This window comes from Pararhodobacter oceanensis, from assembly GCF_003076755.1.
GTDB classification, from domain to species: domain Bacteria; phylum Pseudomonadota; class Alphaproteobacteria; order Rhodobacterales; family Rhodobacteraceae; genus Pararhodobacter; species Pararhodobacter oceanensis.
This window is the reverse complement of record NZ_QDKM01000004.1, coordinates 351,352-374,502: the sequence shown is the minus strand read 5'-3', so window position 1 is coordinate 374,502 and position 23,151 is coordinate 351,352. Positions and strand designations below refer to the sequence as shown.

The window sequence follows — 23,151 nt, the reverse complement described above, 5'->3', positions numbered from 1 at the left end:
CCTCAATGCGCGGGGCATCCGGAGTTGAAAATCTACACTGAGTTTTCTCGGGGGGAGGAACCGCAGATGGCGCTTGATCGTTGGATCGCGCTGGCCTTTATCGCGTTGTGTTGCGTCTATGGCTATGCCGCATTTTTCACCATGGACGCCCAATTGCCGCCGATCCTGCGGCGCAATCCGGTCTGGCCGTCGACCTTTCCCAAGATATTGACGGTGCTGGGGCTGATTGTCGGGTTTATTGTCCTATTCAGCCGCAAGCCAAACACCGGCGCGGCCCCCAAAGAGGGGGCCATCGATCTGACACGGCTGGGCGATTACCACATCGGGCAGGCCATCGCTTTGCTGGTGCTGATGGTGGTCTATGCGCTGACCCTGCGCCCCTTGGGCTTTCTGGGTTCGACCGTAGGGTTTCTGGTGCTCGGATCGCTGATCCTGGGCGAACGCCGGTTCCATATCCTGATCCCCGTAGCGATGCTGGCTGCGGGCTCGATCTGGTATCTGGTGCAAGAGGTCTTGGGGATTTTCTTGCGCCCCTTGCCCGCAATGTTCATGTGAGGGGGCCAGAAGATGCTTGAAGGAATTCTCATCGGGCTGGCAACAGCCGTAACACCGTTCAACCTGATGATGGTTGTGGCAGGCTGTGTGATCGGCACGCTCATCGGCATGTTGCCGGGGCTGGGGCCGATGTCGATCATCGCGATCATGATTCCGGTGGCGATTGGCATCGGCGATCCGACCTCGGCACTGATCCTCTTGTCGGGGGTTTATTACGGGGCGATTTTTGGCGGCTCGACCTCCTCCATTCTGCTGAATGCGCCGGGGGTCGCGGGCACCGTCGCCACCGCCTTTGACGGCTATCCGCTGGCCCGCAAGGGGCAGGCGGGCAAAGCGCTGACCATCGCCGCCATCGCCAGCTTTGCCGGCGGCACCATCGGTGCGATCCTGCTGATGATTTTCGCACCGGCGCTCTCGACCGTGGCGTTGTTGTTCCACTCGGCCGAGTATTTCGCGCTGATGGTGGTGGGCCTTTCGGCGATCGCCGCCTTCGCCGGCACCGGACAGGTGGCCAAAGCGCTGATGATGACGCTCTTGGGCCTGATGCTGGGCTCGGTGGGCGAGGGGGCTTTGTCGAACACGCCGCGCTTCACCTTCGGGTTGATGGAGCTGCAGTCGGGGTTCTCTTTCATCACCTTGGCGATGGCGATGTTTGCCCTGCCCGAGGCGCTGTTTCTGGTGATGAATCCGGCCCGCGCCGCCACCGGCGAGGGCGGCAAGATCAGCAAACTGCGGATTTCAGGGGCGGAGGCGCGCAGCATTGCGCCGGTGATCGGACGCCAGTCCATTCAAGGGTTTTTCATCGGCGTTTTGCCCGGCGCGGGGGCCACGATTGCCTCGTTTCTGGGCTATGCGGTGGAGCGCAATATCGCCAAGGGCGCTGAGCAGGACGAATTCGGCAAGGGCTCGATCAAAGGCGTCGCCGCACCCGAGAGCGCAAATAACGCCGCCTGCACCGGCTCCTTCGTGCCCTTGTTGACGCTGGGCATCCCCGGTTCGGGCACCACGGCGATCCTGCTGGGCGCGCTGCTTGCGCTCAATGTGACGCCGGGACCACGGCTGATGGTCGATGAACCGGGCGTGTTCTGGGCGGTGATCATCTCGATGTATTTGGGCAATCTGGTGCTGTTGATCCTCAACCTGCCGCTGATCCCCTATATCGCGAAAATCCTGACCATCCCGCGCACCTTCCTGATCCCCTTCATCCTGTTTTTCACCTTGATGGGCAGCTATCTGGGGCAGAACAACTCCACCGAATTGCTGATCCTCGTCGGCTTTGGCGTGGTCGCAACGATCCTGCGGTTTGCCGACTACCCGCTGGCGCCGCTGCTGATCGGGTTTATCCTCGGGGTGATGCTGGAGAACAACTTCGCCCGCGCGATGCAACTCTATCGCGGTTTCGACTTCATCCTCGAGCGGCCGATGACACTGGCGCTCTTGGTGCTGGCGATCCTGCTGATGGTCCTGCCTGGCCTGCGCAACCTCCGCGCCCGCAAACGCGCCGGAGGCGTGGCCGACGGCGACTGACGCTTGCGGCAAAGAACCGGGTCCGAAAACAAGGCGGCGAGGGAAACCTCGCCGCCTATTTTGTTGGGCTGAGCCTAGGGCGTGACCTTGCGGTGGTGTTGGGGCGGGGCACCCCATTTCTTTGGTGCACAATATCACGGCAAGCGAGACTGCAATGGCTACTGAATTCGGCAGCTGGAGTGCGGTAGCTCAGTATGTGTATGCATGACCAATAAAAGTGTCGACATGTTGAAATGTGATTGCTAGGCTCACTCTACAACTCGGCGGGTGGCGCGCTGTTTTCGAGGTGCGTCGCGACAAGCTGAAGTTCCAACAGAAGGAGTATACAATGAACATCCCTTTTACTCAGACGATGGGCGCCGTGGTGCTAGGCACGCTCGCGAGTTTCACCACCGCCAATGTTGCCCACAGCCAAGTGACGCTCAGAATGGTTGGTTCGTTCCCCATCGGGCCCTCGGCGACCGCCGAAATCGGCAACCGGTTCATGGAAGCCACCAACCGGCTCGGTGAAGGCGTGGTGCAGATCCGCTATATCGGTGCCTCCGATGTGATCCCGACCTTTGACCAGCCCGAGGCTTTGGTGAACGGCATCTTTGATGTCTGGTATGGCGCGCCGAACTATTGGGCCGGTGTTGTGCCCGGCGGCGATTTCACCGAACTTTCCTCCTTGCAAATTCCTGATGGTGGCCCCGGTCACGAGATCTATAACTATCTGGTTGAAATGTTCGCCGAACAAGGTGTGCGGTATCTGGCGCATGCTGCCGGTGATGTCGGCGTCGGCACCCATATGTTGAGCACCAACTTCGAGGTCTCCTCGGTCGACGATCTGAGCGGCACCAAAATCCGCGTCTCGCCGATCCTGCGCCACTTTATCGAGGATGTGGGCGCCGAGCCGATCACTCTGCCGCCGAGTGACATCTTTCTTGCCATCGACCGCGGGACGGTCGACGGTTTCAGCTGGCCGGTTGCGGATAACTACACCAACAATGGTTGGGAAGAAGTCACCAGCTATCTGGTTGACCATGGGATGTATCGCAGCGGCGCCAGCCTCGCGATGAACCTTGAGGTGTGGAATGGTCTTTCGCCCGAGGTGCAGGACATTCTGACCGAAGCCGCACAAGAGGCGCAGGGGTTTGCGCTCGACTGGTTCCGCGAGACCGAAGACACACAGCGCGAACGGATGCAGGCAGCAGGGATGGAGTTCCTGTCGCTGTCGGATGAAGCTGCCGCGCAATGGACTCAGGTCGCGAATGACTCGCAGTGGCAATATTATGCCGAAGTGTTGGGTGAAGCGCGCGCCGCCGAAGTCGCACAGCTGCTCGGTCGCGAGTGAACGCAGGAAGATTGATGAAGTTTCTGGAAAAGCTCTTCACCGGCATCGTCAACTTCTTTGCGGTCGTTGCCGGACTTCTCTTGGTGGCCATCATGATGGCCACCGTTTTCAAAGTGGGTCTGCGCGCCATAGCCGGACGCGGCATCATCGGCATCGACCAGCTAAGCGGTATGGCAATGATCTATATGACCTTTCTGGGCGCAGTCTGGGTGCTGCGCCATAATGGGCATGTCACCGTCGATTTGCTGCTTGGCGCGGTGCGCAACCCGACCAAACGCGGGTTGATCGTGCTCAATTCGCTGGTTGGCGCGGGAGTATGTTTTGCACTGTGCTACTACGGGTTCAGCGCACTGCATACGACCTACATGCGCGGCACAATGGTGGTGCAGGAGTTGGAAATCCCGCGTGCCATTGGCCTGATCCCGATCCCGATCGGGGCCGGTCTGTTGGGCATTGAATTCCTGCGTCGCGCGGTGGTGGCCGCACGTGGCGGGTTCGATGGCGATCAAGAACTCAGAGCGGAGGCCTGAAGCTATGGAATGGTGGCAATTTCTGGCGCTTTTCTTCTCCGGCCTTGGAGGGCTTTTGATCATCGGATTGCCGGTGGCCTTCGCCTTTCTCTTGGTCAACCTTGTCGGCGTCTATTACCTCTGGGGGGGCACCAGTGGCTTTAACCAGATCGTGTTGAGCATCGAAAGCTCGATTTCGACCTTTGTCTTGGTGCCGATCCCGATGTTCGTGCTGATGGGCACGATTATGTTCCATTCCGGCATCGCACGCAAAATGATCGACGTGCTTGACCATTGGATCGGTTTTGTTGCCGGGAGACTGGCGGTATTGGCGATCCTGACCGGCGCGGTTCTGGGGGCGCTGACCGGCGTCGCCATGGGCAGCGTCGCGATCCTCGGCTCGGCCTTGCTGCCCGAGATGAAAGAACGCGCCTACGCCAAATCCATGACGATCGGGCCGATTTTGGCCAGCGGTAGCCTGGCGATCCTGATCCCACCCAGCACTTTGGCGATTGTCATGGCCAGTCTGGGCGGGTTTTCGGTCGCCAAGATATTGGTCGCAATCGTCGTGCCCGGGCTTTTGCTGGCGCTGATGTTCGCCACCTATATCGTTGTCCGCTGCACCTTGAACCCCGAGTTGGCGCCAGCCTATGAGGTGCCGCATGTGCGCCTGACTCTGCGCCTGCGCGAGACCTTCGTGCATCTGCTGCCGCCGGTGTCGATCATCGTGATGGTGATTGCCTCGATCTTCTTTGGCATCGCCACCCCGACAGAGGCCGCGGCACTGGGGACCTTTATCACCCTGATACTCGCGGCGCTCTACGGGCGGCTTAGCAAGGCGGTGATCATCTCGGCAGTGGCCTCGGCGACAACATTGTCGATCATGGTGTTGATCATCCTGACCGGCTCGGCAGGGTTCAGCCAGTTGCTTAGCTTTGCCGGTGTGACCAGCGCGATCACCAGTTTCGCCACCGATCTGCCGGTGCATCCGATCATCCTGCTGCTGCTGATGCAGCTGGTGGTGATGATCATGGGGATGTTCCTTGAGCAAACCTCGATTGTGCTGGTGACGATCCCGATCTTTCTGCCGGTGATCCATGCGCTCGGCTGGGATCCGATCTGGTTCGGCACGATCATGATGCTCAATCTGGAGATGGCCACCATCACGCCGCCCTTTGGTCTGTCGCTGTTTGTGATGAAAGGCATCGCGCCGCCCGAAGTCACGATTGGCGATATCTACAAGGCCGCGCTGCCCTTCATTGTGATCAACATTATGCTGATGGGACTGATGATCGCCTTTCCCGGCATCATCCTATGGCTGCCTAGCTTGATGTAACCAAGCGCCGCCAGGCCCGGCTTGGCGGCGTTGAAATTGGGCGGGGAAGGGCGGTGTTTGCCCTTGCTTGCCCTATCGAGGGTGTTTGATCAGGCCCGGCTTGGCGGCGGTCTCAAGGCAATCGGCTCCGACTGAGGCGGCGGGCGGCGGTGTTATCCTTGCGGGTAGGCGCCGCCTTGCTGTTTGCGGGTCTCGATGAAGGGTGCGAGGCGCTCATCGGCGCTGGCGCCATGGGTGGGGTTCTGAAACTGCGCGAGGTCTTTGGTCCAGATCTCCGTGGCCCGCTGTGTGGAAGTCTGGGCGCCCGCCTCGCTCCATGCGCCGAAATTCGTGAGGTCGGAAACCAGCGGCGCATAGAAGGCCGATTGATAGCGATCCATCGTGTGTTGGGTGGCAAAGAAATGCCCGCCCGGATCGACCTCAGCCAGCGCATCAAAGCCGATCTCTGCGTCGCTGCCGAGGGGCTTTGTGCAGAGCTCGGCCATGGTCTGCAGCGCCTCGATATCATTGATGAATTTTTCATAGCCAAAGCTCAAACCACCCTCCAGCCAGCCCGCCGCATGGACCGTCAGCGTCGCATTGGCCATGGCCGCCCCCCAAAGCGCCATATTGGTCTCGGTCGCGGCCTGCATATCGGCGGTATTGGAGGCGGCGCCGGTCGCCGAACGCCAGGGCAGGCCGATATAGCGCGCCAATTGACCGGCGCCGATCTGCATCTTGACATGCTCGGGCGTGCCAAAGGCCGGGGCGCCGGATTTCATATCCACATTCGAACTGAAGCCACCGTAGCTGATCGGCGCGCCGCTGCGCGATAGCTGCGCCAAGGCGATGCCGGTCAAGGCCTCGGCGTGTTGCAAGGTCAAGGCGCCCGCTACGGTAATCGGCGCCATTGCCCCCGCGAGACAGAACGGGGTGATGATCGACATCTGGCCCGCGCGGGCGAAATCGATCAGCCCCTGCGCCATCGGAATATCCAGCATCCGCGGCGAATTCGAGTTGATCACCGTTGTCGCCCAGACCCCGTCGGTGAAATCCCCCTCCGACAGGCTCAGCGCCTTGCGAATCATCTCGAAACTCTCGCTCACCTGCGCCGAGCCGCGCGCATAGACAAACATCGGCTTGTCGCAATGGACCAGCTGCGCGCGCATCATCTCATAGTGGCGAAACTGGATCGGCACATCCTGCGGCTCGACACAGGGGCCGAGCATATGGATGACATCATAGGTCTGCGCGAGTTTCAGCGTCTCGACAAAGGCCTGCAGATCGCCCGCTCGGCGCCCGCGTTTCAGGTCGGTGGCATTGGGGCAGCCAGCGCCCGCCATGAACAGCATCGCGCCGGTCTCATATATCTGCTCGCGGGCAGGATTGGCGGCGCGCAGGCGGATCGCGGCAGGGGCGGTTTTCAGCGCTGCCGCCACGATATCGCGACCGATGAACACCATGTCATCTTTGACGCGCGCGCCTGCCGTGCGGAAAATCTCGCGGGCTTCGGGCAGCAAGACCTTGATCCCCAGGTCTTCGAGCACGCGCAAGGCGGTCTGGTGGATATTGGCGACCTCATCCTCGCTAAAGATGCTCTGGGGCTGGAACGGATGCCGCAGTTGCTTATAGCGGGTTTCACGCAGGGGGTTTGCCGCCTCGGATTGCGCTCTGCGGCGGCCGCCGGAACGGCGCGATCTATTGTTACTCAACATCCTGTTCCCCGTGTCTTTGTCCCTGTGCGCTAGCAAAACGCCTCCAGATCGCGCCGGAATGACGCGGAGAGATCTTCGTCTAACTCCCTGCCGGTGAAGGCGAAAAAGTAGTTCTCGAGCCGCGACATTCGGTCTTTTTCCGCCTCATCTGGGTTCATCGCGAAATAACCCACCTGCGCGAAATACAGCACCCGAGCACGCACATCGGCGTCTTGTGGCGCATAGCCCGAGCGTTCAAAAAGCGTGGTGATGACGGCGACGCGGCTGGCGTCCTCGCTGCGCACTTTGGCAAGAACGCGGTCATCGAGCCGCGCCCAATCGCGCACCGCTTGCTCCAAGGCGGCGTTGAAATGGGCGGGGTTGGTCCAGATTGCAAAGAACGACAAAATACCCTGATCAAGGCTGTCGGCTTTACTCATCACCTCTTTGATGCGCTGGCCGTTGACCGCGAACCATTCATCCAGCAACCCGTCCAGCAATTCCTGACGCGACTTGAAATGCCAATAAAAGCTGCCGCGACTGGCGCCGATTGCGGTGGCGAGGCGGGTGATTTGAACCGCTTCGATCCCCTCATCCATCAGGCAGGCGATGGCGGCGCGCAGCCAGTCGGCCCTGCCGAGTTGCGGCTTTTGGGCAGGTTCGGTGCGGATTTCCAGTGCTTTCATGCATCGAACATACAAGGGTGTTTAGTGAAAATCAAACCTGTATGGAGATGGCAGTTCGGGCCAGCCGCGCGATGCAAGAGCATCGGGTGGTGGACGCAATCGAGAGACGCGGAAAACCACCTTTCAGGCGGATGGACTCGTTCGAGAGGTCACACCGGACCATGCGCCTGACGCTAAAACCGGCGCTGCTTCAACCCTCGGCGCGGAATACCACCAGATCTTCGGGCGGCAGCGCAACGGTTAGCGGCGCGCCTTCGGTCAGCTCGAACCCGCTTTGCCCCTTGTGGCGAAACTCGAGTTCCAGCGATTGGTCAATGGCATCGCAACGCACCACGAGCCGGTGGACGTTGCCACGAAAGGAGATCGTCTCGATGCGGGTTTGCAACTGGTTCGGCGCGCCCTCCGCCGCCGTACCGACCAATATATTGGCGGGCCGGATACAGAGGTTGACCGCCGCGCCGGAGCCGAAACCATGTGCATGGGCGCCCGCAACCGGCAATGTGCCGATCCGAAGCGTGCCACCCTCATGCACATTCGCAGGAATGAAATTCATATCGCCCAGAAAGCCCGCGACAAAGGGCGTCGCGGGCGCGGTGAACACTTCCTCGGGCGAGCCGATCTGCTCGATTTCGCCCTGCCGCATGACCACGATTCGGTCGGCAATCGCCAGCGCCTCGTCCTGATCATGGGTCACCATGATCGTGGTGACGCCGAGATCGCGCTGCAACTGCCGCAGCTGGTCCCGCAGATGCAGCCGCACCTGAGCATCCAGCGCGCTGAGTGGCTCGTCCAGCAGCAAAAGCCCCGGCGAGGGGGCCAGCGCCCGCGCCAAGGCAACGCGTTGTTGCTGCCCGCCGGATAGCTGCGCGGGGTATTTCGACCCTTGCCCCTCAAGCCCGACCATCGCCAGCAAATCGTCAATACGCGCATGACGTTGGGCTTTACTCATGCCGGTGCCGCGCAGCCCGTAGCCGACGTTGCGGGTGACCGAGAGATTGGGAAACAGCGCGTAGGACTGGAACACGATGCCAAAGTCGCGCCGATGCACCGGCAGGCTGGAGACATCCTCGCCGTTTTGCTCGATCAGCCCGTAATCCTGCGGTTCAAGCCCGGCGATGGCGCGCAGGAGTGTGGTTTTGCCACAGCCCGAGGGGCCGAGAAAGCAGACGAATTCGCCTTTTTCAATCTCCAGCTCGATGTCGCGCAGCGCTTGAAACGCGCCAAAGGATTTTGACAGACCCGAGATGCGCAGCGCTTTTTCAGCCTCTGTCACCTCAACGGGGCGCGATGGGTTCACGGAATTGTCGACCATATTCATCATGCTCTGAGCCCTTTTGCTTCTTCTAGTTCCAGCAATTCCAACACCTCGGGCAGCCGTGCGGCGTCGCCGACCGCGACGATCCGCTCGCCCGAGTGCACGCTCAGTGGCGCACCGTTCCAGTCGCAGACCGCGCCGCCCGCGCCCTCGATCACCGGCACCGCGGCCAGATAATCGACGATCCCGTAGCGTGCGACCACCATCGCATCGGCATAGCCACTCGCGACCAGCCCGTAACCCTGCGTGCCCGCATCATAGATGGTGAACCGCGCACTTTCCGCCAGCCGTGCAAAGGGCATTGCGGCGTCGCCATCGAAATACTCGGGCGATGTGGACAAGAGGATCGCGTCGCGCATCGAGGCGCAGGCCCGCGTGCGCGTGGGCTTGCCGTTAAGGCGCGTCTCATGGCCTTTCGCACCGATCCAGCGTTCTTGGGTGATCGGGATATCGACCACTCCGAGCACCGGCACCTGCGCGCGGGTCAGCGCGATCAAGGTGCCGAAGACCGGACGGCCGGCGATGAACGAGCGGGTGCCGTCAATCGGGTCGATCACCCAGACATGCTCGGCCTCGGCGGCGCTGTCGGGATGTTCCTCGCCAATCACCCCGTGGTCGGGGTAGCGCGTGGCGATCATCTCGCGCAGCAGCGTTTCAACCTCGAAATCGGTGGGCGTCACCGGCGTGTTGTCGGGCTTCATCTCGACATCAATCGTGCCGCGAAACCGCGACCGGATCAACGCGCGGCTTGCCTCGGCCAGCTCTTGCGAGAAGTCGATGAATTCCTGCGCCACTGCCGCAGTCGTCGAAGCCGTCATGCTATGTTCCCTGTTGTTTGCCCGCTTGCGGGCGTGGTGTTTCACATGCGGCGGCAGATCACGGTGCCGCCGCTCATCTTTGGATCGCGGAGGCTCAGCGCTCGCTGCCGCGCCAGGCCTGGGTGCGGCCCAAGAGCCCGCGCATCAGCAACCATTGCAGGCTGACCACGCCCGCCGAAGTGGCCACGATCAGCACGCTCATCGCCGCCGCAGGCCCCAGCATCGCGTTGTCATTCATCAGCAATACCGAGATCGTCGCGACCTTCGAGTTTGCCGAATAGAGGAACACCAGCGCCGAGATCGTGGTCATCGAGTTCATGAAGAGGTAACTGGCGATGCGCAGGATGGTCGGCAGACAGACCGGCAGGATCACCCGTCCGAAGGTGCTGAACCGCGAGACCTTGAGCGACGCGCCCGCGGCCTCGATCCCCGGATCAATCTGCTTGAGCGCGGTCAGCGCGGTCAGATGCGGCACCGTGTAAAGATGCACGACGGTGCTGAGGATCAGGATCATCATCGTGCCGTAGATGCCGCCCAGCGGGTTCGCCGGATCGTTGAAGAAAAAGATATACGACAGGCCCAGCACCATCCCCGGCATTGCCAAGGGCACCATGGCAATGAAGCCGATCATGGCCCGCAACAGCCGCGCGCCGGGCATCCGTTCCAGCAGATAGGCGCCGAAAAAGATCAATGCGGTGCCAAAGAGCGCGGTGCCGCCGGCCAGTTTCAAGCTGTTGCGGTAAGCGCCCCAGCCGCTGGAATCATGCTCGGAGAAATTATAGCTGGCCAGGGAGAGGCTCAGATTATAGGGCCAGAGCCGGAACATCGAGCCGAGCACTGCCATCAGCAGGATGCCGAGGATCGCCACCGCAATTGCGGTGCAAAAGATGAAACAGGCGAGATCGCGGCCACGGCTTTTCTCGGGGATATAGATCACCGCGCTGCCGTCGATGCCGGCGCCGCGCCCGCGTTGCAGCAAATGCCCGATCAGAAAGGCAATGGCGGCGGGGATGAACAGCAAAATGCCGACCACCGCGCCCATCTGGAAATCAAACCCGCCGATCACCTTTTGATAGAGGTCGGTGGCCAGCACCGGATAGGAGCCGCCGACCACAATCGGCACGCCGAAATCCGTGAAAACCTTGGTGAATGTGGCGAAGAACGCCGCGCTGAGGCCGAATTTCATCGCCGGTAGCGTCACGGTGAAGAATGACCGCAGCCGCCCGGCGCGCAGGGTTTTGGCGACCTCATAAAGCCGCCGGTCGATGGTCAATAGCGAGGTCAGCACGATCATCAGGGCAATCGGGAAGGTGAAAAACACCTCGCCGATGACGATGCCGATCGGGCCATACAGGCTATAGCCGAACATGAAATCGCGGAAAAAACCTTGGTTGCCAAAGAGATAGATTAGCGCAATGCCGGGCAGCAGGGACGGGGTCAGCAGCGGCACCAAGGCCACGGCGCGAAAGAACCCGCGCCCGGGCATCCGCGAATGGGTTAGCGCGAAAGCATAGGTACCCGCCAACAGCAGGGTGATCGCGGTCGAGACCACCGAAATGCGCAGACTGTTGAAGAACACCACCGACACGCGCGGCTCGTTGAAATAGGCGATGAAGTTTTGCAAGCCGACGAAATTGCCGTCGACATCCTGCACCCCTTTGGACAAGAGCGTGTAGATCGGCAGCAAGAGCGCAACCACCAGAAACGCGGCCAGTGCGATCAGGCAAAGCCTCAACAACAGGTCCTCGCCGCTGGTCGAAATTCGTATCTTGCGCTGTGGGGGCTCAATCGCCGAAACCGTCGTGACCATTTGCCGTCAGCCTTCTCACATTGTCTGGGGAATTGCGTGCCGTCGCTCATTGCCCGCCGCTGGCGTCATGACCTGCGGGGGCATCAGCCCGGCAGATGCCGGACCGATGATGTGTCATATCAAGCGCTTAGGTGCGTTGAGTCGCGGGTGTTAGCGCGGCTCGTCCTTACGCCCGTAACGCTCTTGCCATTCTTCGAGAATGCGGTCGCGGTTCTCGGCCACCCAGTAGAAATCCACATCGACCAGCGCTTCTTCTTCGCCGGCGGGGTAGTTCGGCACGTCATTGGTGACACCCTCGCGCCCGACCAGCGCGTAATAGCTGTTGTGGATCTGATGCGCCTCGAAGCTGGTGGCGAAATCGGCCAACCGGCGGGCGGCATCGGGGTTGCGCGCACCGGCGATGATCGCCACGCCCTCAACCTCGGAGCCGACCCCTTCGGCGGGGATGATCACGCTCAGAGGCACGCCATCGTTGATCGCCTTGACCCCCGGAGCCGGATAGGAAATCCCGATCACCGCCTCGCCCGAAGCCGCCATGCGGCAGGGTTTGGAGCCCGAGTGCACGTATTGGGTGACGTTTTCGTGCAGCGCGTCCATATAGTCCCAAGCGCCCTCTTCGCCGAAAATCTCGGCCCAGCCGACAATCGCCAAGAGACCGGTGGCCGAGGAGTTCGGGTTCGGCATGGTGATCATACCGGCGTATTCGGGGCGCAGCAGATCCTCCCAGCTGGTTGGTGCCTCAACCCCGAGCCGCTCACCCTCGGCTTCATTGAAGCAGATTGCCGAGGCCCAAGCGTCGGTGCCGACCCAATGCGGCGGATCCGAGCGGTTGTCGCGGAACCGGTCCTTGATTTGATCCAGACCGGCGGGCGCATATTGTTCCAGCATCCCGCGTTCTTCGAGCATCACCAGACCGGGCACCGAGGCGCCAAAGATGATATCGGCGCGCGGGTTCTCCTGTTCGGCCAGTAGCCGCGCCATAATTGGCCCGTTGGAATCGATCAACTGGTTGATTTGCAGGTCCGGCTCCAGCGCTTGGAATGCTTCCATCAACTCGGCGAAATGACCTTTGGCCATGGCGCTATAGACGGTCAGTTCCTCTGCCTCGGCGGTCTGCGCGGTGCCAAGCAGCGCGGCGCCCGAGACCATAAGCGTGGCGCAGAGCGCGCGGAAAGGGTGCGGCACAAGGGGCTTTACCATGATGTTGTCCTCCCGATTTTCTATGTTTTGCGTTTCTTGTCACAGGAGTATCGGAAGCAAATTCCATATAGTCAAAGAGCAATTTTTCTGTCAGTCATTCATCAATGCTATAGCTTTGATGGGGAGGAACCGTGCAAATGGACCAGCCAAGCCGCAGCGATACGATCAGCCCGAGGCAGGTTGAGGCCTTCAAAGCGGTGGTCGAAGCCGCCTCGGTCACCGCCGCCGCCAACCTCATGCATATCTCGCAACCCAGCGTCAGCCGCCTGCTGCGTAGCCTTGAGGACAGCATCGGTTTCGCGCTGTTCGAGCGCCGCAAAGGGCGTCTGGTCGCCACCGCCGAAGCGATGCTGTTTTATGACGAGATCCAGAAGTATTTTCACACCATGCAGCGGCTGGCGCATACCGCGAATGACATTCGCACGCTGGCGCATGGGCAGTTGCGGCTGGGCTCGTTTATTGCGCTGGCAATCTCGATCACGCCGCGGGTGTTGCGCCGGTTCAATCAGGCGCATCCGCAGATCCATGTCTCGTGCAAAACCAGCCAGTCGCGGCAGATTGTCGATCTGGTCACCGCTCGTTTTGCCGATCTGGGGATCGTCGATCCGAGCGCGGTGACCAGCGCCGTGCGGGTCGAGCGCGAATGGCAGTTCCGCTGCGTTTGCGCGCTGCCCGTGGGCCATCCGCTGGCGCGTCATAAGGTGATCACCGCCGAGCATCTGGCGGGCGAGACGGTGATTGGTCTGCAGCGCGAATTCCTGACCCATCACCCTTCGGGCGCGGAACTCTACGCCGCGCTTGAGCCAAGCCTGCGGATCACTGTGCACCAGTCGATAGCTGCCTGCGCGATGGTCAGCGAAGGCACCGGCGTGGCGATTGTCGACCCGTTCACCGCCCGCCACTACGCGCCGCACGGGATCATCGTGCGCCCGCTCAAAGCCACGATCCCCTTTGATATCCGTATCATTTCCTCGCCCGAAGCGCCTTTGTCGGTGGCGGCGCAGGAATTCCTGAGCCTGTTCGACGCCGAGATCGAGGCCGCGCAACAGGCCGACCCGACCATCGCGCGCTATGTCTGAGTGCAAGGATTGTTGGCGGGGTGGTGTCTGGATTTGTTTCGCGAAATCAATCCTGTCGCCACCCGCAAGGCGCAGAAAATCGCAGTTGGTGAGGCAAGGCTAGAAACAAGTTCCCCGAGCTGATCGCAGCGGATATTTCTAGCTCACCAGGTGATGCGGACCGGAGACATGGCCCAGACCATGGTTGCTTCTTCGGAGCGGCGGTTGCGGAAGCGGTGGGCGATGGTGGCCGGATAGGAGAAACTATCACCGGCGCGCAAGACGATCACCTCATCACCGAGGCGCAATTCGACCTCGCCACTGAGCACGATGGCGTGTTGCTCACCTTCAAAGGCATAGCCTTCGAGAGGTTCCGGCGGCTCGGGTGGCGCCCCCTCGCAGGGGGGGAAGCGCGAGAGGATCAGATAGCATTGGCCTGAGAGGGTCGAAGACAGCAGCGCGTCCTCAAAACCCAATTCCTCTTTGGAGCGGGTATACATGCCGGACAAAGGCCGCCGGTTTTCGGCGCGCACCACATGGCGTGATTCCAAAGGTCCGGCACCGGGCCGTTTGGGAAAGAACCAATCCGCATCGACCTGTAGCGCTGCGCTGATCTCGTCAAGCAGCGCCTTCGAGACCCGCGCCGTGCCCAATTCGATACGGCTCAGATAGGCCGCCGAACAGGAAAGCTGCGCGCTGAGGTCCTTCAACGTCATGCCGCGCGCCTTGCGAACTTCGCGGATTTCGGCGCCAAGACGCTCGGCGTCGGCTTTTGTGTCTGCTGTGCTCATGCGGCGTATTTAGCGGTTTTTGGCACCCAGATTCAATCGGTGAGTGTGTTCGGTGACGCGACAATTCTGCGGCTGCAAAACCGGCCTTGCCGCACCGGCGCGATGGTCGTGAGGCGGGAGCTGGGCACGGGTCGGAATCGGGTGTTTTCCTTTCTCGCGCCGCAGTGCAGCGATGAATGCGGGTGCAGAAAGTGCATCAAAAAACCGAGCCAACATACTGAAAACAAACACATAAAATTCTTTCATCATTGATGCATCTTTTGTATTGCAATGCAGTTGAATTGTCGCAATAAAATCAACCAAGTTGAAGATGATTCAAAAATTCAACTTCATGGAGGATACATTGCGATTTGATCTGATTGCCAATTTCAGCCCTGGCAAAACCATTCCGTGGACCCGCACGCTGGAGATGATTCTGGAACAATGCTCGCTTGCCGAGCAGGCCGGATTCACCACCGCGTGGTTCACCGAGCACCATTTTGCGCATAACGGTTACATGAATGCGCCGCCCAACCCGATTCAGATGGGCACCCATGTCGCCGCGCATTGCAAAAAGCTGCGGGTTGGCACGGCGCCGATCATTCTGCCCGACTGGCATCCGCTGCGCGTCGCCGAAGATGTCGCGATGCTGGACAATATGACCCTCGGGCGGGTGGATTTCGGCGTTGCCAAAGGCATCAACGAGCGTTCGACGATCCAGTTCAACATCGACGCTGACCGCCGCGACAACGGCAAGGTGATGCGGCTCTATCAGGAATCGCTGGAGATCATCCTCAAGGCCTGGACCAATGAGGCCTTCACCCATAAGGGCGAATTCTATCAGTTCCCGGTGCCGGGCTGGAAGGAAACCAACCGTTTCTTCGAGCCGCTCGATCCGCGTTATCACGACGAGGACGGCGAATATAAAGCGATGTATGTGCATCCGCGGCCCTATACGCCCGGCCATCCGCCGGTCTGGCTGATGTCGAACGCGCCGCCGACCTTCAAACTGGCCGGTGAAAAAGGCTGGGGCGTGATCTCGATGTCGGCGGGGCCGAAAAGCACGCTGGCCTGCTGGGAAGCCTATCGCGAGGCTTTGGGCAAGCGCGAGGGGCGCGAGGTGCCGCTGGGCGAAGGCGTCGGCGTCTGCACCGCGGTCTATGTCGGCGAAAGCATGCAAGAGGCGATCGACACGATCCGCCCGAGCATCAACGCCTATTATGAATTCCTCGGCGGCTCGCGTCCGGCTGGCGAATGGACCAAGCGCGGCTATCTGGATATCGGCGAAGAGATGACCCCCGAAGACGAGGGCATGGATTGGTTCGATTTCCTCAACAAGCGCGGGATCATCGTGGTCGGTGACGCCGAGTTCGTCGCCGATAAATTCGCCGAAAAGCAGGAGACCATCGGGCTCGACCATCTGATGCTGATGCAGCAATACACCGGCGTTCCCTACGAGAAGATCCTCGCCAGCTGGAACCGGCTGTTCGAGCATGTGGTGCCGCGTTTTGGCACCCAGTCGATCGCGCAGAAGCGGGAGCTGGTCGATGCTTGAGATCTGGGGGCGGCCCTATTCCTCGAATGTGATTCCAGTGATCTGGACGGCCAACGAGTTGCAACTGGACTACCAGTTGCAGCTCGCCGGTGGCAGCTTTGGCAAGCTCGATACCGACGAGTTTGCCAAGATCAACCCGAATAAAATGATCCCCGCGATCCGCGACGGTGATTTCCCGCTCTGGGAGAGCCTGACCATCGTGCGCTATTTGTGCAGCCGCTACGGCGAAGGCACGCTTTATCCGCGTGATCTGCAACAACGCGCGGTGGCCGAGCAATGGATGGACTGGAGCGCCTCGATTGCCTTCCCGCCGGTGATCCAGCTGTTCTTTGCCACCGTGCGCTGCCAGCCCGAGGACCGCGATCCGGCGAAGATCGCCGAGCTGCGTGATGCCAGCGTTGCAGCCCTGCGCATTCTCGACGCGCATCTGGCAGAGCAGGCCTATGTGGCGGGCGATCACTTCACCATGGGGGATATTCCCTTGGGCTGTATCGCCTACCGGTTCTTCAACATCGAGGTCGAGCGCCCGTCGCTGCCGCATGTTGAGGCTTGGTATCAACGGCTCAGCGCGCGTCCCGCCTATCAGGCGCATGTGATGCGGTTTTTCGGCAGAAACCCCGACGACTGGCAGGCACTGGAAAAAGCCAGCGCTGCGGAAGGAGTGATTTGAGATGGACGTGAAAGATTATCGCCGCGCGCTCGGCTCGTTTCCGACCGGTGTGACCATCGTCACCGCCTTTGACGAGCAAGGCGAGCCTTGGGGGCTGACCGCAAATTCCTTTACCTCGGTGTCGCTGGACCCGCCGATAATCTCGGTTTGCGTGGCCAAAAACGGGCGGGTGTTTCCGACGCTGGCCAAGGCCTCGACATTCGCGGTCAACATTCTGGCCGACGAACAGCGCGATCTGGCGATGCATTTCGCCAGCAACACCGAGAACCGCTTTGCCGGCACGCCGTGGCAGCGGCAGGGCGAGGGCGCGCCGCTGTTCCCCGAAGCCGCCGCCTGTCTGGACTGCGTGGTCCATGAGCGTGTGGATGCGGGCGATCACGAGATCCTTCTGGGCCGAGTGGTGCATTACACCCATACCGCCAACCCGCCGCTGACCTATTGCCGCGGCGTGTTTTTCGCCGCCCAACCGCAAGAGCCAGCACAGGTGCAAGCATGAGCGACGCTTTGAACTATCACCAGCGCTTTTCGCCCGCGGAGTTTGACGCGCAGTATAACCTGCGCGCCGGACGTCCGAATTATGAAGAAACCGTAGTCCCTGACTGGATCGCGCGCAGCGCCGCCACTCGCGAGGCCCGCGCCTGCAAACTGGACGTGCGCTATGGCAACGGGCCCAAGCAACTGCTTGATGTGTTCCATTGTGGCGATGCGCAGGCCCCGACTTTGGTGTTTATCCACGGCGGCTATTGGCAGCGCGGCGACAAATCCGTCTACAGTTTTATCGCCGAGCCGTTCATCGCGGCGGGCGTGAATGTGGTGCTCTTGGGCTATGATCTTTGCCCCGAGGTCACCATCACCCATATCTCCGCTGAAATCCGCGAGGGGGTCGCCTTTGTCTACCGCCATGCGGCGGAACTGGGCGTCAACCGCGAGCGGCTGACGGTGATGGGGCATTCGGCGGGCGGTCATCTGACGCAGATGATGATGGCGACGGATTGGCCCGCCTATGGCGCCGATCTGCCCGCTGATCTGGTGAAAACCGGCGTGCCGGTCTCGCCGCTCAGCTATCTCGAGCCGGTGCGGCTGACCGAGGCGCTCAACGCGGCGCTGCGCATGGATGCCGCAGAGGCCGAGCGCGAAAGCCCGATGACCCAGCACCCGCCGCTAACCAATGCCCCGCAACTGGTGGTGGTGGGCGGCAAGGAAACCGACGAGTTCCACCGTCAGGCTCGTATCTACGCCGAGAAATACGCCACCGAGGCGCGCCGCATTGACGTCTATGTGGTGCCCGATGTGGACCATTTCGACGAACTCAACACCTTGGCCGATCCGGCCAGCGATTTCTTTCACAAAACCTGCGCCATGCTTGGCCTCAACAGGAAAGACCCGACTATGAAAGACCAGACAATGACCGAACTTACCCGCGAATTCGTTGACGCCGTGGGCGATGCCTTCAACGCCAATGATGTCGATGCGGTGATGGCCTATATCGACGACAATATCGTCTTTGACCACGCCGCTGGCCCCGAGGCATATGGTGTGCGCTTTGAGGGCGCCGAGACCGTGCGCGGCGTGTTCAAGGGGCTGTTCGACAAGGTCGAGAACGTCCATTGGAAAACCCTCGATTGCCGGATCGCGGGCGACAAAGCCTATTGCGAATATCTGCGCACCGCGACCCATAAGGACGGCACCAAAGAAGAGTATCAGAGCATCGACATCATGACCTTCAAAGACGGCAAGATGGTCTACAAAGATACCTATTACAAAATCCGAAACACCTGATTTTCCACTGAAATCCAATTGCTGACAGGTCGCGTATCGCGCCGTCAGATGTCACCGGCCACTCTCGGGCGCGTCTTGCGGCGCGCCCGGAAGGGGTCGCCTCAACCCAAAAATAAGAATAACAAACTGCAACAGGGACCAAATCATGTCTAAGAAACCTCCGCTATTGCATCTGCCGATACCGACCCATGACAAAGGGTTCTACAACGGTTTTTCGCGTGCTGTGACCATGACCTCGACGATGATCATCGCCATCGTGGTGATCTGGGCGGTCGCCTATCCCGAAGAAGCCGGTCGGGTTCTGGCCGCGATCAACGGCTATATCCTGTCGAGCTTTGCCACATGGTATATCTATGTCATGGGCGCTTTTGTCGTGGTATGCGGCATTCTCGCGCTCTGGCCCGCCTCGGGGCGGCTGAAGCTGGGTCTAGCGGGTGACACGCCCGAGTTTTCCAGCTTCTCGTGGTATTCGATGATGTTCGGCGCCGGGATCGGGGTCGGCATGCTGACTTGGGCGGTGGCCGAACCGTCGTATAATTTCAACAACAACCCCGATGTTCTGCTCGGGCTGGCCAGTTCCGGCGGGGCGGATAATATCACCAACGCCTTCAAGTGGTCGTTCCTGCATTGGGGCATTTCCGCTTGGGCGACCTATGCGGTGGCCGGTCTCTGTCTGGCCTATTTCACCTACCGGCGCGGTCTGCCGATGACCATGCGCTCGTCGCTGGTATCGCTGTTCGGGCGCCATCTTTCGGGTCCGCTCGGCCATGCGATCGACGTTTTCGCGGTGGTGGCGACGGTGTTTGGCGTTGCGCAGGCCCTCGGCTTTGGCGTCAACCAGTTGGTCGACGGGCTCAGCCGCATTGGTCTGGGCGGCTATCTGACGCTGGCCGATGGCACGCCCTCGGCGGCGGGGATCATCGTGGCGATTGTGCTGATCATGGGCGCCTCGACCCTATCGGCGGTCTCGGGCGTTGGCCGCGGGATCAAATGGCTGTCGAACATCAATATGGTGCTCTCGTTCTTTGTGCTGGCCTTCCTGCTGGTCTTCGGCGCAACAACCTTTGGCCTGACCTCGCTGTTCCAAGGGCTCTGGGTCTATATCCTCGATCTGCCTGCGCTGCTGTTCACCGTCTATGAAGGCGGCACCGAGACCGGCGATGCGCTGGTCGGCTGGCAGGGCGGCTGGACGGTGTTCTACTGGGCATGGTGGATTGCCTTTGCGCCTTTCGTCGGCCTGTTTCTGGCGCGGATCTCCAAAGGCCGCACGGTGCGTGAATTCGTCATCGGTGTGGTTGCGGTGCCCTCGCTGATCGCCTGTGTTTGGTTCTCGCTGGCAGGTGGCACGGCGATGCATCTCGAGATGACCGGCGAGGCGGCGGGCGCGATCTCCGGCGCCACCGATGGCGGCAAGATCTTTGCGATGATGGATGTGCTGATCCCCTCGGCCTTTCTGAGCTGGCTGATGGCGGCGCTGATTGTGGTCTTGCTGATGACCTATCTGGTGACCTCGGCGGATTCCGCGGTGCTGGTGGTGAACACGATCAACGCCGGTGGCTACGAGGGGCCGAAAGCACGTCCGCATATCATCTTCTGGGGCGTTGCCGTGGGCGGCGTGGTCGCAGCCTTGCTGCTGATCGGTGGCATCGGCGCGATCCAGACCGCGATGGTGATCGGAGCATTGCCGTTCAGCGTGGTGATGGCTCTGATGTGCGTCTCCTTGCTCAAAGCGGTGTTCAACGACACCCGCCGGATGGCCAATGGCGTGCCCTCGACGGTCATGCCCGCCGAGCAAGCGGCTGAGTAATCACGCCTTTCAAGAATGCGTCGCACCCCTAAATGCGATCCGGCCTTGCGCCGGGTCCGGGGTGCGAGGCCCTGACGGGTTCCAATCCCCACAGAATTTTCCATTTTTCACGCGCCGAGATATCCAACATGCTGCAGCTTTCCCGCCCCGATCTATTGGTAACCCAAGCCTATGCGAATGGCCTCTGGCTGGATGGCACAGCGCGGATTGCGGTGCATAACCCCGCCACAGGTGCGCTGGTCGCCGAGGTTGCCGACTGCACGGTGGAGGAGGTCAACCACGCGATTGACGCCGCCGCGATAGCCCAGCGTGACTGGGCCGCGCGGACCGGCAAAGAGCGCGCGGCACTCTTGCGGGCGTGGCACGATCTGATGATCGCGCATGCCGATGATCTGGCCATGATCCTGACCGCCGAGATGGGCAAACCGCTGGCCGAGGCGAAGGGCGAGGTGCTTTATGGCGCCAGTTTTATCGAATGGTTCGCCGAGGAAGCCAAACGCGTCTACGGCGATACCATCCCCGGCCACCAGCGCGACAAGCGGATTCTGGTGCTCAAACAGCCGGTCGGCGTGGTCGGCGCGATCACCCCGTGGAACTTTCCCAATGCGATGATCACCCGCAAGGCGGCTCCGGCGCTGGCGGCGGGCTGCACGATGGTGGTGCGTCCGGCCAGTGAAACGCCGCTTTCGGCGCTGGCGATGGCCCGGCTGGCCGAAGAGGCGGGTATCCCGCCGGGGGTGTTCTCGGTGCTGCCGTCCTCGGACGCAGCGGCGACCGGACAGGCCTTCTGCGCCCATCCCAAGATGCGCAAGATCAGCTTCACCGGCTCGACGCGGGTCGGCAAGATCCTGATGCAGCAGGGCGCGGCGCAGTTGAAGAAACTGTCCTTGGAACTGGGCGGCAATGCGCCCTTCATCGTGTTTGACGACGCCGATCTGGATGCGGCGGTCGAAGGCGCGATTGTCTCGAAATTTCGCAACGCCGGACAAACCTGCGTCTGCACCAACCGGATCTATGTGCATAACGGGGTCTATGAGGATTTTGTCGAACGCCTAAGCGCGGCGGTGGCGAAACTGCCGGTCGGCGACGGCTTCGCGGCGGGCACCGCAATCGGCCCGCTGATCAGCGATGCGGCGGTGAACAAGGTGCGCGCCCATATCGACGACGCGCTGGCCAAGGGCGCACGCATCGCCTTGGGCGGCGCGGCACACGCTTTGGGCGGTACTTTCTTTGAGCCAACGGTGATCGCCGAGGCGACCTCGCAAATGGCGGTGGCGCGGGACGAGACCTTCGGCCCGCTGGCGGCGGTGTTCCGCTTTGACAGTGAGGACGAGGTGCTAGAGGCCGCCAATGCCAGCGAATTCGGCCTTGCCTCCTATGTCTATACCAACACGCTGTCGCGGGTCTGGCGGATGATGGAGGGGCTGGATTACGGTATGGTCGGGGTGAACACCGGTCTGATCTCGACCGAGGTTGCGCCCTTCGGCGGGGTCAAAGAAAGCGGGCAGGGGCGTGAAGGGTCGAAATACGGGATCGAAGATTATCTCGAGATCAAATATTGCTGCCTGAGCATCTGACTGAACATCCGGCGGCAGGTCTCGCGGCTCTGACACGCGGCCTCCGCCAATTTACCAAAGGTTTTTCTGACATGTCCGGTCCTTTCTCCCTCGTGCCCCGGCTGCGGGCGCTGTTTCCCGGCTTTCTGGTGGCGGCGCTGATCGCATTGGCGGCGCAATTCATCTCCGAGCACTACGGCGCGCCGGCGATGCTGATGGCGCTCTTGTTCGGTATGGCGCTGAACTTCCTGTCCGACGATGGACCCTGCGCTGCCGGTATCGCGTTTTCGGCGCGCACGGTGTTGCGCTTTGGCGTGGTGCTGCTGGGCATGCGGATTTCGCTGGAAATGGCGGCGGCGCTGGGGTGGGAGATCATCGCGCTGGTCGTGCTGGGCGTGGCGCTGACCATCGGTTTCGGCCTCTTGTTCGCACGGGTCACCGGCCACGGGCCAAAATTCGCCTTTCTCTCGGCGGGATCAGTGGCGATCTGCGGCGCCTCGGCGGCCATGGCAATCGCGGCGATCCTTCCGCAGGACGAGCGTAGCGAAGAGCGGCTGGTGTTCACCGTGGTCGGTGTTACCCTGTTGTCGACGCTGGCGATGATCTTCTACCCGATCCTCACCGGCTGGCTGGAGCTGGGCGACGCGGCGGCGGGCGTGTTCATCGGCGGCACGATCCATGATGTGGCGCAGGTGGTCGGCGCGGGTTTCTCGATCTCGGATGAGGCGGGCGAGGTTGCGACCATCGTCAAACTGATCCGCGTGACCATGCTGGCGCCGATCATTCTGCTGGCCTCTTTGGTGATCCGCCATTCGGTTATGCGCGCGGGGCGTAGCAGTGACAGCAGCGGTGGCGCGCGGCCACCGATCATGCCCGCCTTCGTCGCCGGTTTCATCGCGGTGGTGGGGCTCAACTCATTGGGCGTATTTCCCCCGGTGCTGATTGACGTTTCCGAAGAGATCTCCCGCTGGGCGCTTCTCTGTGCGATTGGCGCGGTGGGGCTGAAGACCTCGCTGCGGGATGTGGCGCAGGTCGGCTATCCGGCGATCACGCTGCTGGTCGCGGAAACCGCCTTCATCGCGTTGTTTGTGTTGTTCGGATTGACGCTTTTGCCGCAGTGACGGGCTGGCGCAGGTCATCGTAGCGCGGTCGGAGATCACCTGCCGCTGATCCGGTTTCATTGCTCCGCGGCTG

21 protein-coding genes are annotated in these 23,151 nt (G+C 61.2%); 13 read left to right on the top strand and 8 right to left on the bottom strand.

Annotated features, from left to right (window positions below; all coding sequences use genetic code 11):
- Nucleotides 1-66: 66 nt before the first annotated feature.
- The 5 genes from DDE20_RS11820 to DDE20_RS11800 all read left to right on the top strand — a co-directional run bounded on the left by DDE20_RS11820 (nt 67) and on the right by DDE20_RS11800 (nt 5,260).
- Entirely contained in the window at nt 67-555 is a 489-nt protein-coding gene (locus tag DDE20_RS11820; RefSeq protein WP_116558692.1) for a tripartite tricarboxylate transporter TctB family protein, read from the top strand.
- A gap of 12 nt (nt 556-567) precedes the next feature.
- Entirely contained in the window at nt 568-2,082 is a 1,515-nt protein-coding gene (locus tag DDE20_RS11815; RefSeq protein ID WP_116558691.1) for a tripartite tricarboxylate transporter permease, read from the top strand.
- 328 nt (nt 2,083-2,410) lie between these two features.
- Nucleotides 2,411-3,415 (top strand): TRAP transporter substrate-binding protein DctP, encoded by a 1,005-nt coding sequence (gene dctP / locus DDE20_RS11810; protein WP_116558690.1) that lies wholly within the window; start codon nt 2,411-2,413, stop codon nt 3,413-3,415.
- 14 nt (nt 3,416-3,429) lie between these two features.
- Complete coding sequence (locus DDE20_RS11805) at nt 3,430-3,945, top strand: TRAP transporter small permease (RefSeq protein WP_116558689.1); 516 nt, start codon at nt 3,430-3,432, stop codon at nt 3,943-3,945.
- A gap of 4 nt (nt 3,946-3,949) precedes the next feature.
- Nucleotides 3,950-5,260 (top strand): TRAP transporter large permease, encoded by a 1,311-nt coding sequence (locus DDE20_RS11800; RefSeq protein ID WP_116558688.1) that lies wholly within the window; start codon nt 3,950-3,952, stop codon nt 5,258-5,260.
- 152 nt (nt 5,261-5,412) lie between these two features.
- Here the strand turns inward: DDE20_RS11800 and DDE20_RS11795 are convergent, their stop codons facing one another.
- The 6 genes from DDE20_RS11795 to DDE20_RS11770 form a co-directional block, all read right to left on the bottom strand.
- The gene (locus DDE20_RS11795; protein WP_116558687.1) at nt 5,413-6,954 is read right to left on the bottom strand and encodes a trimethylamine methyltransferase family protein; all 1,542 of its coding nucleotides are present in this window, start codon (nt 6,952-6,954) and stop codon (nt 5,413-5,415) included.
- Between the two features lie 29 nt (nt 6,955-6,983).
- A complete protein-coding gene (locus tag DDE20_RS11790) occupies nt 6,984-7,619 on the bottom strand; it encodes a TetR/AcrR family transcriptional regulator (RefSeq protein ID WP_116558686.1) in 636 nt (211 codons plus the stop codon).
- Between the two features lie 190 nt (nt 7,620-7,809).
- Nucleotides 7,810-8,931, bottom strand: a complete 1,122-nt coding sequence (locus DDE20_RS11785) for a putative 2-aminoethylphosphonate ABC transporter ATP-binding protein (RefSeq protein WP_116558726.1) — start codon at nt 8,929-8,931, stop codon at nt 7,810-7,812.
- 5 nt (nt 8,932-8,936) lie between these two features.
- A complete protein-coding gene (locus DDE20_RS11780; protein ID WP_116558685.1) occupies nt 8,937-9,752 on the bottom strand; it encodes an inositol monophosphatase family protein in 816 nt (271 codons plus the stop codon).
- 94 nt (nt 9,753-9,846) lie between these two features.
- Nucleotides 9,847-11,562, bottom strand: a complete 1,716-nt coding sequence (locus DDE20_RS11775) for a putative 2-aminoethylphosphonate ABC transporter permease subunit (RefSeq protein WP_116558684.1) — start codon at nt 11,560-11,562, stop codon at nt 9,847-9,849.
- A gap of 150 nt (nt 11,563-11,712) precedes the next feature.
- Nucleotides 11,713-12,762 (bottom strand): extracellular solute-binding protein, encoded by a 1,050-nt coding sequence (locus tag DDE20_RS11770; RefSeq protein ID WP_116558683.1) that lies wholly within the window; start codon nt 12,760-12,762, stop codon nt 11,713-11,715.
- A gap of 137 nt (nt 12,763-12,899) precedes the next feature.
- Here DDE20_RS11770 and DDE20_RS11765 point away from each other — a divergent pair, with 137 nt between their 5' ends.
- A complete protein-coding gene (locus DDE20_RS11765; protein WP_116558682.1) occupies nt 12,900-13,841 on the top strand; it encodes a LysR substrate-binding domain-containing protein in 942 nt (313 codons plus the stop codon).
- A gap of 143 nt (nt 13,842-13,984) precedes the next feature.
- Here the strand turns inward: DDE20_RS11765 and DDE20_RS11760 are convergent, their stop codons facing one another.
- Both DDE20_RS11760 and DDE20_RS11755 read right to left on the bottom strand, forming a co-directional pair.
- On the bottom strand, nt 13,985-14,611 hold the full coding sequence (locus tag DDE20_RS11760) for a helix-turn-helix domain-containing protein (protein WP_116558681.1): 627 nt from the start codon (nt 14,609-14,611) through the stop codon (nt 13,985-13,987).
- A gap of 9 nt (nt 14,612-14,620) precedes the next feature.
- Nucleotides 14,621-14,860 carry a hypothetical protein gene (locus tag DDE20_RS11755; RefSeq protein WP_116558680.1) on the bottom strand — a complete coding sequence of 80 codons (240 nt, stop codon included), beginning with the start codon at nt 14,858-14,860 and terminating at the stop codon, nt 14,621-14,623.
- A gap of 61 nt (nt 14,861-14,921) precedes the next feature.
- On the opposite strand from DDE20_RS11755, the gene DDE20_RS11750 reads away from it, so the two are divergent.
- The 7 genes from DDE20_RS11750 (at nt 14,922) to DDE20_RS11715 (ending at nt 23,078) form a co-directional block, all read left to right on the top strand.
- Nucleotides 14,922-16,145, top strand: a complete 1,224-nt coding sequence (locus DDE20_RS11750) for an LLM class flavin-dependent oxidoreductase (protein ID WP_240608010.1) — start codon at nt 14,922-14,924, stop codon at nt 16,143-16,145.
- A complete protein-coding gene (locus DDE20_RS11745) occupies nt 16,138-16,815 on the top strand; it encodes a glutathione S-transferase family protein (protein ID WP_116558679.1) in 678 nt (225 codons plus the stop codon). Before DDE20_RS11750 ends, DDE20_RS11745 begins: the two co-directional genes overlap by 8 nt.
- 1 nt (nt 16,816) lies before the next feature.
- Complete coding sequence (locus DDE20_RS11740) at nt 16,817-17,311, top strand: flavin reductase family protein (protein ID WP_116558678.1); 495 nt, start codon at nt 16,817-16,819, stop codon at nt 17,309-17,311.
- Complete coding sequence (locus DDE20_RS11735; protein WP_240608009.1) at nt 17,308-18,594, top strand: nuclear transport factor 2 family protein; 1,287 nt, start codon at nt 17,308-17,310, stop codon at nt 18,592-18,594. Before DDE20_RS11740 ends, DDE20_RS11735 begins: the two co-directional genes overlap by 4 nt.
- A 145-nt stretch (nt 18,595-18,739) precedes the next feature.
- Nucleotides 18,740-20,401 carry a BCCT family transporter gene (locus DDE20_RS11725; RefSeq protein WP_116558677.1) on the top strand — a complete coding sequence of 554 codons (1,662 nt, stop codon included), beginning with the start codon at nt 18,740-18,742 and terminating at the stop codon, nt 20,399-20,401.
- 128 nt (nt 20,402-20,529) lie between these two features.
- Entirely contained in the window at nt 20,530-21,978 is a 1,449-nt protein-coding gene (locus tag DDE20_RS11720; protein WP_116558676.1) for an NAD-dependent succinate-semialdehyde dehydrogenase, read from the top strand.
- A 71-nt stretch (nt 21,979-22,049) separates the two neighbouring features.
- Nucleotides 22,050-23,078 carry a YeiH family protein gene (locus tag DDE20_RS11715; protein WP_116558675.1) on the top strand — a complete coding sequence of 343 codons (1,029 nt, stop codon included), beginning with the start codon at nt 22,050-22,052 and terminating at the stop codon, nt 23,076-23,078.
- Nucleotides 23,079-23,151 lie beyond the last annotated feature (73 nt).